General features: G+C 62.5%; 15 protein-coding genes. 9 read left to right on the top strand and 6 right to left on the bottom strand.

What is annotated here, in order from left to right; translation table 11 throughout:
• Positions 1-372: 372 nt before the first annotated feature.
• Positions 373-3,603, bottom strand: coding sequence for an AsmA-like C-terminal region-containing protein (locus E5J99_RS04330; protein WP_135496489.1), 3,231 nt, complete (start codon positions 3,601-3,603; stop codon positions 373-375).
• 262 nt (positions 3,604-3,865) lie between these two features.
• Here E5J99_RS04330 and E5J99_RS04325 point away from each other — a divergent pair, with 262 nt between their 5' ends.
• The 4 genes from E5J99_RS04325 to E5J99_RS04305 all read left to right on the top strand — a co-directional run bounded on the left by E5J99_RS04325 (position 3,866) and on the right by E5J99_RS04305 (position 6,210).
• A complete protein-coding gene (locus E5J99_RS04325) occupies positions 3,866-4,126 on the top strand; it encodes a hypothetical protein (RefSeq protein ID WP_135496488.1) in 261 nt (86 codons plus the stop codon).
• Between the two features lie 297 nt (positions 4,127-4,423).
• Positions 4,424-5,011 (top strand): hypothetical protein, encoded by a 588-nt coding sequence (locus tag E5J99_RS21160; RefSeq protein ID WP_167851977.1) that lies wholly within the window; start codon positions 4,424-4,426, stop codon positions 5,009-5,011.
• 124 nt (positions 5,012-5,135) lie between these two features.
• Positions 5,136-5,552 (top strand): STAS/SEC14 domain-containing protein, encoded by a 417-nt coding sequence (locus tag E5J99_RS04310; RefSeq protein WP_135496485.1) that lies wholly within the window; start codon positions 5,136-5,138, stop codon positions 5,550-5,552.
• 259 nt (positions 5,553-5,811) lie between these two features.
• Positions 5,812-6,210: a cupin domain-containing protein gene (locus E5J99_RS04305; protein ID WP_135496484.1), complete on the top strand. Its 399-nt coding sequence runs from the start codon at positions 5,812-5,814 to the stop codon at positions 6,208-6,210.
• Positions 6,211-6,363: 153 nt separating this feature from the next.
• Here E5J99_RS04305 and E5J99_RS04300 read toward each other — a convergent pair whose 3' ends face one another.
• Together E5J99_RS04300 and E5J99_RS04295 are read right to left on the bottom strand one after the other, a co-directional pair.
• On the bottom strand, positions 6,364-6,885 hold the full coding sequence (locus E5J99_RS04300; protein ID WP_135496483.1) for a DinB family protein: 522 nt from the start codon (positions 6,883-6,885) through the stop codon (positions 6,364-6,366).
• 101 nt (positions 6,886-6,986) lie between these two features.
• Positions 6,987-7,973, bottom strand: a complete 987-nt coding sequence (locus E5J99_RS04295) for a helix-turn-helix transcriptional regulator (protein ID WP_167851976.1) — start codon at positions 7,971-7,973, stop codon at positions 6,987-6,989.
• A gap of 248 nt (positions 7,974-8,221) precedes the next feature.
• Here E5J99_RS04295 and E5J99_RS04290 point away from each other — a divergent pair, with 248 nt between their 5' ends.
• Positions 8,222-9,826 (top strand): protein adenylyltransferase SelO, encoded by a 1,605-nt coding sequence (locus tag E5J99_RS04290; RefSeq protein WP_135496481.1) that lies wholly within the window; start codon positions 8,222-8,224, stop codon positions 9,824-9,826.
• Positions 9,827-10,150: 324 nt separating this feature from the next.
• The gene (locus E5J99_RS21155) at positions 10,151-10,297 is read left to right on the top strand and encodes a hypothetical protein (RefSeq protein WP_167851975.1); all 147 of its coding nucleotides are present in this window, start codon (positions 10,151-10,153) and stop codon (positions 10,295-10,297) included.
• Here E5J99_RS21155 and E5J99_RS04285 read toward each other — a convergent pair.
• The gene (locus tag E5J99_RS04285) at positions 10,294-10,794 is read right to left on the bottom strand and encodes a hypothetical protein (RefSeq protein ID WP_135496480.1); all 501 of its coding nucleotides are present in this window, start codon (positions 10,792-10,794) and stop codon (positions 10,294-10,296) included. The genes E5J99_RS21155 and E5J99_RS04285 overlap by 4 nt on opposite strands.
• Positions 10,795-11,098: 304 nt before the next feature.
• Between E5J99_RS04285 and E5J99_RS04280 the strand changes: the two genes are divergently transcribed.
• Complete coding sequence (locus tag E5J99_RS04280) at positions 11,099-11,926, top strand: GNAT family N-acetyltransferase (protein WP_135496479.1); 828 nt, start codon at positions 11,099-11,101, stop codon at positions 11,924-11,926.
• 245 nt (positions 11,927-12,171) lie between these two features.
• Here E5J99_RS04280 and E5J99_RS04275 read toward each other — a convergent pair whose 3' ends face one another.
• Positions 12,172-12,825: a beta/alpha barrel domain-containing protein gene (locus E5J99_RS04275; RefSeq protein WP_135496478.1), complete on the bottom strand. Its 654-nt coding sequence runs from the start codon at positions 12,823-12,825 to the stop codon at positions 12,172-12,174.
• A gap of 496 nt (positions 12,826-13,321) precedes the next feature.
• Here E5J99_RS04275 and E5J99_RS04270 point away from each other — a divergent pair, with 496 nt between their 5' ends.
• Positions 13,322-14,200: an alpha/beta hydrolase gene (locus E5J99_RS04270; RefSeq protein WP_167851974.1), complete on the top strand. Its 879-nt coding sequence runs from the start codon at positions 13,322-13,324 to the stop codon at positions 14,198-14,200.
• A 127-nt stretch (positions 14,201-14,327) separates the two neighbouring features.
• Positions 14,328-14,627 carry a putative quinol monooxygenase gene (locus tag E5J99_RS04265; protein WP_135496476.1) on the top strand — a complete coding sequence of 100 codons (300 nt, stop codon included), beginning with the start codon at positions 14,328-14,330 and terminating at the stop codon, positions 14,625-14,627.
• A gap of 250 nt (positions 14,628-14,877) precedes the next feature.
• Here the strand turns inward: E5J99_RS04265 and E5J99_RS04260 are convergent, their stop codons facing one another.
• Positions 14,878-15,861, bottom strand: a complete 984-nt coding sequence (locus E5J99_RS04260; RefSeq protein WP_135496475.1) for a J domain-containing protein — start codon at positions 15,859-15,861, stop codon at positions 14,878-14,880.
• Positions 15,862-15,885 lie beyond the last annotated feature (24 nt).

The raw sequence follows: 15,885 nt of genomic DNA, 5'->3' as shown, positions 1-15,885 counted from the left end.
TCCGTGTACGGAGCAGCAGTAGCGCGAACTACACAGTTCGCGCTACTAGCCATTGACCCCGAAACCGCTCTAAATACTCTGTTCTGTTTCGGGTAAGTTTGCCTCCGTCCTATCACGCCATAGTGTAGAGCGTGTTCGGGAAATGGCAAGCTTCGGCTGCGCTCAACAGGACGATTGCCTTGCTTATAGAGGTTTCGTGAACGGTGCAACCCGGCTGATGTAGAGACGCGTATTCGCGTCTTGTCGGCCGCGCCGCCTGCACGGTTTCGTTCAACGATGAGACGCGACTACGCGTCTCTACATCGGGTGTCTACGGTTCGCGAAACCGCTATATTGTCCATCTGTCATAAGCCAGCGTTGCAGAAGCTCCGTTCAGCGCAGCAGCTGCAACGTAGTATCCAGGCGCTGCATGATCATGATTTGGCGCAGCTGCTGACGCAGCACCGACTGCTGCTGGCGTTGCTCGGGGCCCTTGAATAGCCGCACCGCGTAGCGGCTGCCAGCTGTTGGGCGTTGCAGGTTCAGATAGGTGAGCTTGTGGTTGGGACGGCGCAGCGGCTCGTTTTGCTGGATACGCTCAATGCGCTTGTCGTTGTCGCCAAACAGCGCCTGCATCGGGTTCAGGCCGATATAGAGGTCGGCGCGGCCATCGAGAAAGTAGTTGCCACTGATTTGCAGGTTGCTCAGGTTGCTGTTCAGGTCCAGGTTGGGAATCAGCACCTCCCCGCGGTTGAGGACGAACTCACTGCTGAAGGGCTCGAAGAACAGGTGGTTGGTGCGCTCTTCGCGCATAAATTTCAGCGCCTGCGCCAGGGCTTCGATGTTGAGCAGCTCCAGGTTGCGAAGGTCCGTTTTCAGGTAGCCCATCGTCTGGTCGAGGCGCGGCAGGAAGGTCGAGTCGAGGTCGGTGCGCACATCGGCCACGCAGCGCATACTGCCCCGAATGTTGGTCCGGTCGGGCACGGTGAGGCCAATAGCGGTGCCGGCAGCAAAAAGATCGGGCAGCTGAATGTCGCGCAGCCGCATCTGCACGTGCAATGGATGGTGCTGTCGGTCAACGTTGAGCAGCATCTGCCCGCTCAGCTCAATCTGGCCCTGAAACGCCTGTAGGGAGCAGTTGTCGACGCGGGCCACGCCGTTGCGCAGGTGCGACACCAGCTCGAAGCGGCGGCCCCGCACGGCTCCGTAGTTCACCCGGTCGGCCTGCACGTGCACCACGGCCCGCAGAATTCCATTGGTCAGAATCGAGCCTTCTGCCTGCTGCTGTCGCCGGGCGCGTCGCTCGGCCCGCTTCACCACGCGGTTGAGGGGCAACGGCACCGATTTGTCCTCCGGATTGAGGCTGGCCAATAGCAGCAGCAGCCCCTGCACATCCAGTCGGCTATAATGCAGATTCAGGTCCACGTCGGCGGCCGTTAGCTGGGTGCCGGCCACCCGCACCACGGCCGAGGCATGGCCCGAGCCGCCCCGGGTAGTTGAAAAGTCCAGCGTGGGCAGGCGCAGCTCCGAGCCGGTTTTGAAAAGCTTCAGCCGCAGCTGCCGCAGGTTTTCGCCGGCGGGCAGCACCACGGTCGTAATGTCGCAGGTCAGCTGCCCGTTGGCTGCCAGCAGTAGCTCGCGCAGGGCCGGACTAGCCGGGGCTTTGGCCGAGCGCCGGGGTGGGCGCGACAAGCGGGCCACCAGCTGCCGGTAGTTGATCGTATCGAAATGTACGCCCAGCGCAAACTGAATGGGAGCCACCTGTTGCAGCGTATCGGTGGGCCACGAAACCCGACCGCGCACATCGGCTCCCCATACCCGCCCGGCCAGATTCTGCAGCTCTACGCGCTGGCCGTCGTGCCGCACCGTCACGGCCAGCTGCTCCATGGTGTCGGCGGCCAGAATAAGGCGGTTGCAGCGCAGGCCCACGTTCAGGCGCACACCCGGCGGAATCAGGCTGCCGCCCAGCGTGGCCAGCTTGATGGCAGCGGTAGCGGCGCGGCGACGCGCCATGGCGACGGGTGGCTGCAGCAGCTCCCGCAGCCGCTGCACCCGTAGCTCGTCAACAGCGAAATTGCCGGTGGCCCGCATCGTCAGCTGCTGGCCCGTGATGTAATCGAACAGGTGAGTAGTGGTGGCTGAAGCCTGAAACCGCATCCGGTCCAGCACGCCGGAAGCTTCCGAAAGCGTCCAGACACTATCCCGCAGGCCTACCCGCACGTTCAGCTCCGAGAAGTTGGCTTGGCGGCTGAGAACCACGAAAGCCGCATCGCGCAAGGTAACGCTGCCCCGCACCGACATGCTTTTCTGGGCCGGCAGTGGTTTACTGCCATCATCCAAGGGTGGAAGCAGGCCGTGCAGCCGAATATCCATTTCGGCCGTGCCGTGGCGCGCCTGCCACTGTCCCGGCAGCAGCACAGCGGCCAGCTGGGGCAGCTCGGTGCGCCCACGCAGGCGGCCCGTTACGAAGGGACGGGTAAAATCGCGCAGGGTCAGGGCTACGTTCAGCTGGCCGGCGGAGGAATAAATCCGGCAGCGCCGCACCGAGAGTTCTGTCGTCGTTGGGTTGTGGGCCGGCCCGTTGTCGTAGGTGGCGCTCAGATCCCAGTGGTCGATGCGGCGGGTGGAGCCGGGCCAACGGAGATGGGCGCGCAGCAGGCTAAAAATCAAGGTATTGCGAGGGCGGGAAGTGGGGCCCGTCAGGCCCGAAATCGTGTAGCGGATACGGGCCTTGCTGGAACTGGTAGCGCCGGCCAGGAAAGACGTGAGGTTGGGCGGTAGCGCGGTGCGCAGAATTTCCATCAGGGGCTGCTGGCCGTCGAACTGAAACTGCAGCTGGGTGCCGGGCTTGTTGGCCACCGTCGTGTGCGTGCCCCTGATGCGGATGGTGTCGCCGTTGAGCGTAGCCCGGGTGTTGTACAGCCGGCCCTGCCGTTTTTTAAATGTCAACTCATACTTAACGGCCGCCCACACGGGCTCGTGCTCGAAGAGGGTGCCCCGGCTGCTGCGCAAATAGCTTAGCTCCCCGACAAGCGTGCCGCGCGCCCGCAACACGCCTCGGCTGCTCGCAGCCGTGAGGCGCGCGTGCCGCACTTGCGCCCCAAAAGCGCTGTGTGCGTAGTCGTTGCGGGTCCGGATGCGGAAGTTGTGCACCAGTAGTGAGTCCAACTCCAGGTCGAGCGGTGGGTCGGCACCGGTGCTGGTGTGCCGCCGCTTGCCGTGCAGCCCCCAGCTGTGGCCCAACGAATCGACCCGTTCCTGAAAATCTACATCCCGCACGGTTAAGCGGGTAATTCGGATCTGACCCCGCAGCAGGCTGCTGAGCTGCAGCCGCAAATCGGCGCGGCCGATGCGCAGCACCGGGTGCTGCTGTCGGAAGGAGGTATCGGTTAGACTAAAATGCTGAATGGAAGCCGTGAGATGCGGAAAATCCCGCCAGGGCGAGAGCGAAACCTCAAATGGAGCCAGCACCAGCTCGGAGTTGCGCGTGAGCTGCTGCCGTACCCAGCGCTCCAGATGCTGCCGGCCAAAGTGGGTGCCCAGCAGCCAGCCGGCTACTCCCAGCACCACTAGCACCAGCACAAGTCCAGACAGCAGAATACGCCGGAAAAGCAACAATTTCATAAAATAAGCCGCTAATTCCGGTGGCACGGGGTAGGCTCGCCGTTGCCTGGCTGGCCAGAGTTACTGCTGATACGGGAAACCAGAGCCGGTAGCTGCTTTGTTGGAACATGCCTTTTGCGGCCAAGTAGTATCATGGTTCCAGCGCATGGCACCCCGCATAGTCCGGCAAGCTCAGCCTGGCGAGGCTTGCCACACCTCAACCAAGGCGCGGGCTTTCCGTTGATGAAAGCAGTACCTGACCCCATCAATTTCCGTGCAGCTTATGAAATCCGCATCCTCTACAGCATTTGGGCTACCAACCGCTTCCCCAGGCCCCAAAGACAAGCCCGGCAACCCGGCGACTCCCGACGAAACCGGCGCTATTTCAGATCCGGAGGCGGCGCGGTCGGAGCCAGAGAAAATGCCTGCTCTGGTGGAGCCGGAGGCCTCAGCCGACGAGTCGAACTCTGTCGACTACGAAGGAGCCCCTGAAGAGCTTACGGACCCTGGCGCTAGTAACAATGCCGATGCGCATCCACTGTAACACGGTAGGGTGGGGCGTCAGGCCCGGTTTGTACTAAGGTGAACTGACTCGGTTTGCATGCAAAAGCCTTCCGGTGGGGAGGCTTTTTGCTTTGCCGTGGACAGCGAATGGACGCAGCCGCTTTGAGGAAATGTACAGGGGCCGCAACTAGTGGCTGAGATGAAAAGCTTTGCTTTGCGGAACCCCACCAGAACGAAATACGGAAACGGTTTTCCCGCTCAGAAGTGCTTGCCAGGGCAATAATGCGTATCCTTATGGGCCCAAATTAACTCCCTGTTTTTCGCTTATTTCCGCACGATGATGAAATTTTCCTCCCTGACGACCTTGGCTACGGCGGTGGTGCTACTGGCTGGCTGCAACCAAACGCCTCCTGCTGCCGAGCAGCCCGGCACTGCGCCGGCTGCCACCACGGCCCCGACCATCGAAGCACCGGCCGCCGCTGCTGCCGATACAACCGCCGCCGCTGCTGCCACACCTGCCCCCGCGCTGGCCGCTGCCGCCACCACCGAAACCGTGGCTGTCAGCTTCCGCTTCAAGCCAGGAGCTGCCTCCGAAGACCGCAAAACCGCCGCCCATCTGGTGCTGAAAGGTGCGAAGCCGCAGGATATCGACTTAGGCCAGTTCAGCGGCAAGCCCGACGTGGTGGACAAGGAAAAGGCCAAGCTGGCTGGCTTCCCCAGCGACATGCTGATGGGTTTTCGCAGCTACGACCCCGGCTCCGGCACCAGCTACGACCTGGCCGTGATGAACGTGGGCGGCCGCCTGCTGCGCGTCGTGCAGCGCCGCGTAGAAGAGAATGCCGACAAAATTCCGGAGTTTCAGACCTCCCGCGAAATCCCCTTGCCGGCCAACACCGTGGTGGAAGTCGTAGCGGCCAAAAAGTAAGCCACTTACCGCTTTTGAATAGCCTTCGGCAGCTGTGGGCTTACGGTTGAGCTTGTGCCGAATGCGGCGTTTTTATTAAGGTTGACATAGCGTTACAACACCCGACCTAGCTATCTTGCGCCCAATGAGAAAAGAGATAAGTAATGCTTTCGGCAAAGTATATCTGACCATCGAATACGACGCGGAGAAGCAGGTAGTGTACAATAACTGGGTTGGCTACCAGACCCACGCCGGTATCGTGGCGGGTGCCAACGCGTGCCTGGAAATTCTGCAAGAAAACAGCTGCGCGCTGCTGCTCAATGATAACAGCTTGGTAGTTGGCCCCTGGGATCATGCCGTCGAGTGGATTGCTACGGACTGGACGCCCCGGGCCATTGCCGCCGGGCTTACCCATTTTGCCCACGTCGTGAGCTCCGAGTCGTTGGCGGCTATGTCGGCTCAGGCGATGCACACCAGCATTGGCAGCTATTTTCACATGCACACGTTCGGCGACGTAGCGCACGCCCAGGAGTGGCTGCGGCAAGCCCGGCAGACGGCCTGATTCGGCAAGTGTGTAGCTGCCCACCCGCCACAAAAAAAGGCTCCGACACGTGTCGGAGCCTTTTTTGTGCCGGCAAATTGTCTTTTCTGGATAGGAAAACAGGACTTGAACAAGCGCACTGGTTAGTCGGCGCTAAAGCTCTATATTGAGCTACGGCTTGGCGGCGCATCGGGCATGGCCTGGAACCAGCCGCCGGTAAGCCGGCAAGTAAAGTATGCACGTCGTTTTCGTCTATTCATCGAGTTACAAAATCTGACCTATGAACCAGCTGAACTCATTACTAGGGCCGATGCCAGGGGCAGAGCACCGCGAAATAGGCGGCGTGCAAGTGGACGTAGTGCGCACAGGGGCCGCACGAGTGAAGCGCATCGTGTATCCGGTTGGCTTCCGCTGGTCCCAGAATCTGAAGAGCCTCGTCGGGACGCCGCTGTGCATGCACGCGCACGTGGGCTTTCTGGCCCACGGCCAGATTACCATTCAGTATGCCGATGGGGCCACGCAGGAGTTTGTCGCCCCGCAAGCCGTGGCCATCGAGCCCGGCCACGACGGCTGGGTAGTAGGCGCGGAGCCCGCCGTGCTGATTGAGTTCGATTTTGAGAGCGAAACCGTGCAGCGCCTGCAACTGCCTACTACCCACGGCACGGGCAAAAGCTCGTGAGCAGCAACCGCAAGACCGTCATGCGGAGCCCCGCGCAGCATCTCGCGTGCCCAGGTAAGCAGATGTGTACTAGTGCAGGCGAGATGTCTCGCGCTCTGCTTGCGGCGCAGAATGCCCGACGGCGCGTTTCCTCTATTTTGCTGCCCGAACAGCCTAGCTCGGGGTAGCTTCGTCGGCCGACGGACCGTACAGGTACGGCACCGGTACCTCCAGCAACCGCAGATATACGCTGAGCTGGCCCCGGTGATGAATGAGGTGGCTGATGAGGTGCCGCACGATTTCGGCCCGGGAGTGGCGCAGAATCACCTGTTCGCCGTGCCGCAGCGTCCAGGTTTCCGTCAGGCTTTCGGGAGCGGCGCTGGTCAGGGCCGTGCGGGCGGCGGCCCCATTGGTGGCCAGCCGTTCCAACACCTCGGCCCGGGAAGTGGCCGGCCCCGGCTGCAGGCTGCCGTACGTTGCCAGGTCCAGCTCCGTGGTGCGAAGCGTGCTGTCGATGCCGCCCAGCAAGTTGGCAGTGTGCCCCGCCAAGTGGGCCAGCGTCATCGATTTGGGGTGCGGCTGCCAGCCAAGCCGGTCTTCGGGCAGGCGCTCCAGCAGGCGGCGGGTCAGGCCTAGCTCGTAGTCAATTTCGGGTAGCAGGGCTTGGGCAACGGGGCAACGTATGGCCGTGTGCATATGCGGGAATGGGTTGGGGTGAATGATGCTCCAAACCTAGCGGCCCCCAGTGACAGCCCTATGTCAGTAGGGAAGCAGTATTTTTCGACTACTGCGTTTTTTCATTCCGGGCGTTTGACCACTCCCTCCGCTTGCCCCGCGAAACAGTGGTAGGCTTCCTCGGCCAGCTCGCGCAGCCGTAGCCGCAGCATCGGCGGCGACACGACGGTAACCTGCCCGGCAAACAGCAGCAGCCAGCGAGCTAACGAGTCGGGATGCGTGGGCACAAAGGTTATTTCTACTTCGCCCGTGGGCGTCGTGTGCTCGCCCGTAGGACCGAAGTGGTGTTTGTTTTCCTGCACATGCGGCAGCGCGGCAGCCGCGAAACGCACCACGGCCGGCTCCGTGGGCCGCTGCCCTGCCTGCTGCGCCCAGTACGAGTGCAGCGTATCGGGGCGGGGCGCGAAGTGCTCATCGCGCAGGTGCACATCCCCGATACGGTCGAGACGAAAGTCGCGGAACTCCTGGCGCAGGCGGCAGAAGCCTACCACATGCCAGTAGTAGCCGAGGTAAATGCCGATGGGCTCAATCTCGCGCTGGCTGGGAATGGCTTGGTAGCCGGCCCGGTAGTGCATGTGCACCACGCGTTTTTCGGCAATGCCGCTAAGCAGCAGCTGATGCAGGTTCGACGCGGGCGGCAGTGGGGTAGCGTGGGCCCGGCCCGGCGGCAGGATGGTGATGCGCGGGCTCAACTCCTCGAGGTAGTCACGGTCGGCGCGGCGCAGCACGGCCCGCAGCTTGTCCATGGCTGCGCCGCTGAGCTGGGCCGTGTGGGCATCGGTAAGCTGGCCGACGAGCTTCTCGGCCGTCAGCAGCGCCGTGGCCTCCTGCCGGGAAAACATGACCGGCGGCAGGCGGTAGCCGTCGGCCAGAGAGTAGCCTACGCCCGCCTCGCCGCACAGCGGCACCCCGGCTTCTTCCAGCGTGCGCAGGTCGCGGTAGATGGTGCGCAGGCTCACGCCGTAGCGGCCGGCCAGGTCAGGCCCTTTCACCACGCGCCGCGTCTGTAGCTGAATGAGAATAGAAGTGATACGGTCGAAGCGGTTCATAGCAGCGGTAAAATAGCCATTATCTGCCGCGCAGCGCAATTTAGTAGCTCGCTGTCTACACCGACCAGAGCACCGCGCTAGGTTGCCGCAGCGAGCAGAAGCAGGGGCAAACATGGCTGTCAATATGCAGTTAGCGAACTTGCGGCAGTGGTTGGCGCGTTTACCGACTCACCACTACTTGTACTTTCTCTCTACACGAGTGCCAACGTGCGTCGCAGTTGTTGTACTCGTGCTTCTTCCCCGCTCCTATGCCTACTACTGCTCAATCTTTGGATCAAGTCCCTTTTCATAACTCTTTTGTCGAGTCGCTACGCGGTGAAGCTTCCTTCGATAGAAGCCCCCGCCAAGTGCCTGGTTACCAATATTCCCGCGTAGAGCCCACGCCCGTGGCCGATCCGCAGCTGCTGGCCTGGTCAGAGGAGCTGGCTGATTTTCTGGGCCTGACCAAACCGGCCGAGCGCGGGCCGGCCGTGGATGCTCTGGCTGGTAACCTGGTAACGCCCAGCATGAAGCCCTTTGCAGCGCGCTACGGCGGGCACCAGTTCGGCAACTGGGCCGGGCAGCTCGGCGACGGCCGCGCCATTTGCCTGGGCGAAATACGGGCCGTAGATGACTCCGCCTGGGAAATTCAGCTTAAAGGGGCCGGCCCCACGCCCTATTCGCGCCGGGCCGATGGACGGGCGGTGTTGCGCTCATCGCTACGCGAATTCCTGTGCAGCGAGGCCATGCATTACCTGGGTGTGCCCACCACGCGCGCCCTTAGCCTGGTGCGTACCAACGACGAGGTGGTGCGCGACATGTTTTATAACGGTAATGCGCGGCCCGAGCCCGGAGCCATCGTGGCGCGGGTGGCCCCGACGTTTGTGCGGTTTGGTAACTTTCAGCTGCTGGCCGCTGCCGGCGAACTGGACAATCTGCGGGCCCTGGCCCACTACGTGATTCGGGGCTACTACCCCGAGCTGGGCGAGCCTTCCAGTGCGGTGTATGTGCAGTGGTTTGCCGAAATCTGCCGCCGCACAGCCGTGATGGTAGCGCACTGGATGGCGGTGGGATTTGTGCACGGAGTGATGAACACGGATAACATGTCGATTCTGGGGCTGACCATCGACTACGGCCCCTACGGCTGGCTGGAGCCCTACGACCCCGACTGGACGCCCAATACGACCGATTTTGGCTCCCGCCGCTACGCTTTCGGGCAGCAGCCCAACGTGGCGCTCTGGAACCTCTGGCAGCTGGCCCGCGCCCTGGCGCATCTGGTAGATGACCCGGAAGCGCTGCGGCCGGCGCTGGACCACTACACGACAACGCTGGAAACCACCCGCCACGAGCTGCTGCTGCGCAAGCTGGGCCTCACTGCTTTGGCCCCCGAAGAAGACCACGTGCTACTCGGTGCCTTGCACGAAGCCCTGGCCGACGCGCAGGTGGATATGACCTTGTTTTTCCGCCACCTTTCGCACGCGGTTCCCGCTCTGGTAAGCAGCCCGGACACTGGTGCCGCCACCGCGCGGGAACTCTTGGGCGCGGTGTCGTACGAAACGGAGGCCGCCCCCGCGCCAACGGCTCTATACCAATGGTTGCTGGACTATACGCTGCGCCTGCGCCGGGAACCAGCCAGTCCGGAGGCTACTCGGGAAGGTATGCTACGGGCGAATCCTAAATATGTGTTGCGCAACTACCTCGCCCAGCAGGCCATCGAAGCCGCTGAAACCGGCGACTTGTCGCTGCTGAATGAGCTGATGGAGGTGCTCAAAACTCCGTTTGCCGAGCACCCCGAGCACGAGAGCCTGGCCGCCAAACGGCCAGAATGGGCCCGCGAGAAGCCCGGCAGCGCTACCCTGTCGTGCAGCTCGTAGCCACCGCGCAAAGGCGTTGGAAAACGCAGCACATACGATTGGATAACATCCGCAAGCGTCGGCCTGAGAAGCTCTCTGGCCGGCGCTTTGCGTTGGAGCAAGTGGGGCTGGCCAGGCCAACATCCTGACAGACAGCATTCCCGACAACGACTGTATACATAAAGATTTCACTATACTTGGCTTTGTAGCGGACAGAATCAACCTTGATCCGGAAGCCAGTGAAAACCTGCTGCACAGAGGGCGAATGCGCGGTGCTATGCCTGCATTCGCCGCCCGAGCTACCGTGGCGGTACGGCTTACGTAGTCAACAACTACTTCCGGCGCGTGCTGGGCTCGGGCGTGAACAGCCGGGTGAATGCCTGCGCGCGCGCCGAGCAGAACTATTTCGAGGACGTGCGCGACCCGGTGGTGAGCAAGAGCAGCTTTTCGGTGCCGTTTCGTTTTTGGGCGGGCTGGCGGGCCGGTGCTTAGCGGTAGTCCTTGTCCTGTACCTTGCCCATCACGGTGCCGGGGAAAGCATGGCTCAGGTCGTAGTCGGCCAGGGTGGCGTAGAGCTTCTCGTTGTTGAAGCGGGCCAGCTTGCCAATGCCAACCCCGCCAAACACGCCCAGCAGCAGGCCCCAGCCCAGCGGAGTGACCTCGACGGTGTGGGTGCCCGAACTGGTGGTTTTGGTGCCGGCCTGGGAGGCTACGAATCCGATGGCTCCGGCGCCGGTGAGCAGCCATACCACGCCGCCGGTGTGTTTGCGGTTGAAGAGGTGAATTACGGCGCGGGCTTCCTTATCGGCGGCGTAGCGCTTGTTCAGGTACTCCTTGTACTTCTCGCCCACCATCTGGTTGGGCCGCAGCAGCAGCGCTGGAGTGGCCGTAGTGGCCGGAGCAGCGGGTGGGGTAGTTTGGGCCTGGCTGCCGAAAGCAAGACTGCCAACTAATGCGGTAGTTAAAAAACCACGTAGTAAAAAGGACATCAACTGAGAATTTGAGCAAAAAAGCACAAGCAACAAAAGGCAAATGTACTGCATTGGGCGGCGGCACTTTGGGCTTTTTCCAATAGGCCGGCCGGGGAGTGTAGTGGGTGGTGGCGGCAGCGGGGTTGGCCTGCTTCGGCGGCTGCATGGCCCGCAGGCCCGTGGATAATGATGCGTGATGAAACCCGGTAGCTTTGCAAAACACCAGAATGACCGGCCGCCGCCAATAACCTACTGGAATCCACAGCAAAGAACTGGTGCCAGCGCCTACCTTGTGGCCCGTATTGTCCCCCCGCAGACTACTATGCTATTTGCTGACCAGAATCTAGCCCGGCGCCTGGAGCGCACCGAAGCCCAGGCCAATGCCAACTTCGTGGAGGCCCGCTGCCGACTGTCACCCGAAAGCAATGCTACGTGGATACCCGTAGCCGGCGCCTACGCTCTGTTCGACGGTGTGGAGTCACCATTGACGCAGACCTTCGGGTTGGGATTGTTTGAGCCCGTAGGCGCGGCAGAGCTGACCCAGATAGAAACCTTTTTCGCCGAGCGGCACGCGCCCGTGTACCACGAAGTAAGTCCGCTGGCCGACGCGGCTTTGCTGGCCCTGCTACCGGCGCGCGGCTACCGGCCGCTGGAATACACCACCGTACTCTACCGCCCCTTGAGCCCCAACGACTCCCTGGCGGCACCACCTCACAATCCGGAGCTGCGCACGCGCCGTATCGGTGCCGATGAAGTTTCAGACTGGGCCCGCACCGCTGCCGCCGGGTGGAGCACCGAGGGAGCCGGCCTCGACGACTTCATGCGGGCTTACGGAACCATAAGTGCCAGCAGCACCGGAGCCGCCCCTTTTCTGGCCGAGCTACACGGACAGGCGGTGGCGGCTGGTGGCTTGTTCATGCACGACGACGTGGCCTTGCTCATGGGAGCCAGCACCGTGCCGGCGGGCCGTCGGCAGGGTGCACAGTCGGCCCTGCTGGCGGCCCGGCTGCGCTACGCCGCCCGGCAAGGCTGCACCCTCGCCATGATGGGCGCGCTGCCGGGCAGCCAGTCGCAGCGCAATGCCGAGAAAAACGGCTTTCGTATTGCCTATACTCGCATTAAGTGGCAGCTGGAAAGCAGGACGACGTAACTGCTGTTACGCAGCAGGATGTAGCGCGAACTTTGTAGTTCGCGTCCCCGCGCCGTTCGGGCCGCTTTCCTGGCGCGGGGACGCGAACTACAAAGTTCGCGCTACTCTCTGGCAGCGCTTGAACGAAGGCACTGCGTAACAGCAGGACGACGTAAGTCTGCTGCGGCTGAAGAGTCCGGTACCGCCGGGTCCGGTTGCGGGGCTTCAGGTGGCGCAGTACCCGAAAAGCAGACGCCCCACAACCGTTAAGAGCGTAGCGCATTAATACCCCGCAGGAGCTCCGCAATGGTAGCCGACAAAGCCGCCGGATCATCGGATTTGAAAAGCTGGGAGCCAATGCCCACGCAGGTAGCGCCGGCGCGAAACCACTCCGCCAGCGTGGCCGGGTCGGGCTCGATGCCGCCGGTTACCATGAATGGCACCTGCGGCAGCGGGCCGCGCAGGGTGGTGATATAGGCCGGTCCTACGAAGCTGGCCGGAAATATTTTGACCAGCGTAGCGCCCAGCTGGGTGGCTTGGTAAATTTCGTTTAGCGTCATGGCGCCCGGCAGCCAGGCCAGGTCGTGGCGCTGGCACACGGCCGCTACCTCGGCGCTGATAACGGGCTGCACAATGAAGTCGGCACCGGCGGCAATGAAACGCTCAGCCTCGGCGGCAGTGTAAATAGTGCCGGCTCCCAGCAGCAAATCCGGATACTCGGCCTCCACGAAGGCTTGCAGCTCGGAAAACACCTCAAACGCATGCGGACCACGGTTCGTGAACTCAAACATGCGCACTCCGCCCGCATAGCAGGCCTGCAGCATGCGCTTGGCATAGGGGGCCTCGGCGTGGTAAAAAACGGGAATCAGAGGAGTATGCTGCGCTTGCGCAAGGGCAGCGGCGCTAGTGAATCGGGCCATGGGGGCAATGCAAGTGAAGGTGAAAAAAATAGAGCGCGGCGCGGCTTACGAGCAGCCGCTCGAAGGCAGCTTGCCCTACTACGAAAGAGTGAATGGGTGCGGCCAATCCGTAGCTCGTCTGCTATAGCGGTTTCACGAATGGTGTGCCCAGCCGGAGGTATAGACGCATAATTGCGTCTCGTCGTTGAACGATACCGCAACAGCGGCGCGGGCGACAAGACGCAACTAGGCGTCTCTACATTCCGGCTCTGTGGTTCGCAAAATCGCTATAGCAGCCTGGCAGTTGGGGCCACCACTCGGCTTGCTTGTTTCCGTATGAGCATTGTCACGGCGGGCCGGTTGGGCCAGGGCTTACTATCATTGCCCGTAAAATGCTTCGGCCAGCAGCGGCCGGATGAAACAGGGTAACGCCCAATATGTCCGTCTATAGCAGTACACAATCTGGCCGCGGTGTTGCTGCTGCCATTTTGTTGCTTCCTCACTTCAGCTTCTACCAGTGCCCACATCCTTGCAACTAATTCGCTTGCAGCTGCGTCTGCTGGCTCTCGTATCAACCACATTGGCCTTTCGGGCTGCCTGGCGGCTATTTACCACGCCCCGGCGGTTGCCGGTGAAACAGTGGGAAGCAGCTGCAGTGGCTGGGGCGCGGCGGTTTGAGCTGCCCTTTGGCTCGGGCGCTTTGGTGGCCTATGAATGGACTGCGCCCAGCCAGAGCGCCGCGCCGCCGACCATTTTGCTGGTGCATGGCTGGGAACACCGCGCCAGCTTCTGGGGGGCTTTGGCGCAGTCCTTACGGAAGGCCGGGTACCGGGTGGTGGCTTTCGATGGGCCCGCGCATGGCGCTTCGGCGGGCCGGCGCACAACGCTGCCCGAGTTTGGAACTGCTATTCAGCTCGTGGCCGATACCGTGGGGCCGGTGTGGGGCGTGGTGGCGCATTCGTTTGGGGCGGCGGCCACGGCGGGTCTGCCCGTACGGTTCAATACGGAGCACGCTCAGCAGCACCAGGCGGGGCAGCCGACGCTGCCGCGCCTGGTGCTGCTGAGCGTGCCGGGCAGCACGCCGGCCGTGTTTCAGCGCTTCGCCGGGCTGTTGCGGCTACCCCCGAAGGTGACCACGCGTATGCTGCGGCACGTAGAAACCCAGGGCGGCCGGCAGGTAGAGAGCTTTAGCCTGACGCAGGCCGGGCCGAAAGACTGGGCCGGCCGCGTGCTGCTGCTGCACGACCGCGCCGACGAAACGATTCCCTTCAGTGAGGCCCAGGATGTTGCCCGCAGCTGGCCCGGCCTCGATTTTCGGCCTACCAATGGCCTGGGCCACAACCGCATCATGCGCGACCCGGCCGTGCTGCGGCAAATAGCGGCGTTTCTGGAGTAGCACACGGGGCACTGCAACGCAGCTCCGGGGGCCCGCTGCCACTCGCCGGCCCCGAAAAACAATCCGGTTGCGGCTGGGCTTACGTAGCTACAATAGTATTAGATACTCACTCTCAAACCCGTGTGTCATGGTAAAAGTAGGATTGCTGGTGCGGCTGGAAGCCAAACCCGGAAAAGAACAGGCCGTTGCCGATTTCCTGCGCAGCGGGTTGCCCATCGTCCAGGATGAGCCCGCCACCATCACCTGGTACGGTATCCAGCTGGGGCCATCCACGTTCGGCATTTTCGACACTTTCCCCGATGATGCCGGCCGCAAAGCCCACCTCGGGGGACAGGTAGCCGCCGCCCTCATGGCCAATGCCGCCGAGCTGTTGTCAGCCGATCCGGTTATCGAAATGGTTGATATTCTGGCCTCCAAAGGCGCATAACGCACGCTGCGACTCGCCCGACTACGCACCCCAGCCGGCCACAAGGCCCGTTGGGGTGTTTTTTTGTGCGCCGGCCTGTTTCTGTGTCTTTGGCCGTTCAGCTGCCTTTGGAGGATGTGTAGGAATTCACATCAAGCAGCAAAGCAGGCTACTAAGATGAGTTGATCAGCCCGGCAGGAGAGAATCGACTTCTGCGTTGAAACCCAGACACGGCTTCAGGCCAACGGCCGTTTTCCGTATTTCGGGCGGCTCAGATGGCCTCGTGGCCCGCGTCGGCTAGCTGGCGTAGTACCTCACGTATCCCATCGGGCTCTTGCAGCAGCTGGCCCACTTGCTGGAGGTACTCTACCTCGGCCCGTAGCTGGCGCTTTACCTGGCGTAGCTCGGCTTCCTGCTTTTTGCCGGTGGCGGCAAAGGCGCTGGTGGTGCCATACTTCAGCTCATTCATGCGCTGCTTCAGCTCGTCCTGCTGCTTGCGCAGGGCCTGGGTGTAGCGAGCCAGCAAGTCCTCCGACTCGTGGTCGGCGCTGCCGGGCGCGTGCTCGGCCAGTAGCTGCAGCAGCGTGTAGAGGTCGTTGGTTTCGTATGCCCGCGTGATTTGCTGCATGCGGGCTGTTTTTTCCAGGGCCAGAGCCGGGTCACGCTCCAGGTCGGGGTGGTTGGCGCGGGCCAGCTGGCGGTACAGGTTTTTGGTGTTGCCGAGCAGCTTTTCCTCCTCCTCCCGCTGGGCCTGCGCCGCTTTCGCCTTTTGGCCTTTGGGTTTGCGCTTTCCTGGTTCCGCACCCTGTTCGCCATCCGCTTGCGGCGGCGCTTCATCTTGGGCCGAAAACGCGCTGGTCGGTGGCGAAGCAGGCGCGTGACGCTGAAAAATATCGGCCACGTCTTCCCCAAACCGGTCGCGCAATGACCGGGCATTGGCCACGATGAGCTCCCCGATCTGGCGGTGCTCGATGCGGCTGAAATAGGGCAGGAGCAGGGCTTCTTCCAGGGGCTCAAACAGCGCGCGGCGGGCGGCCACCACCGTTTGGGCCAGCGGCCCCACCTGCTGCCAGTAGCGCCGTCGGGCTTCGGCCTGCCCGGCTTCCAGCTCCCCCAGCCGCTCCCGCAGGTTCTCCACATCGAGAATGGCCTGCCGAAATGCTTTCTGCGCCGGCGTGCCGGCGGCCTGGGTGGGCGCGGGCGTGGGCAACGAATTGGCGGCGGGCAGGTCGGTGGCGGGGTTGTGCAGGTTCATGCACGCAAAGGTACCGCCAGAACT

The organism is Hymenobacter elongatus (assembly GCF_004745955.1).
GTDB lineage: Bacteria > Bacteroidota > Bacteroidia > Cytophagales > Hymenobacteraceae > Hymenobacter > Hymenobacter elongatus.
The sequence above is the reverse complement of the archived record's forward strand: the minus strand, read 5'-3'. Positions and strand labels throughout refer to the sequence as shown.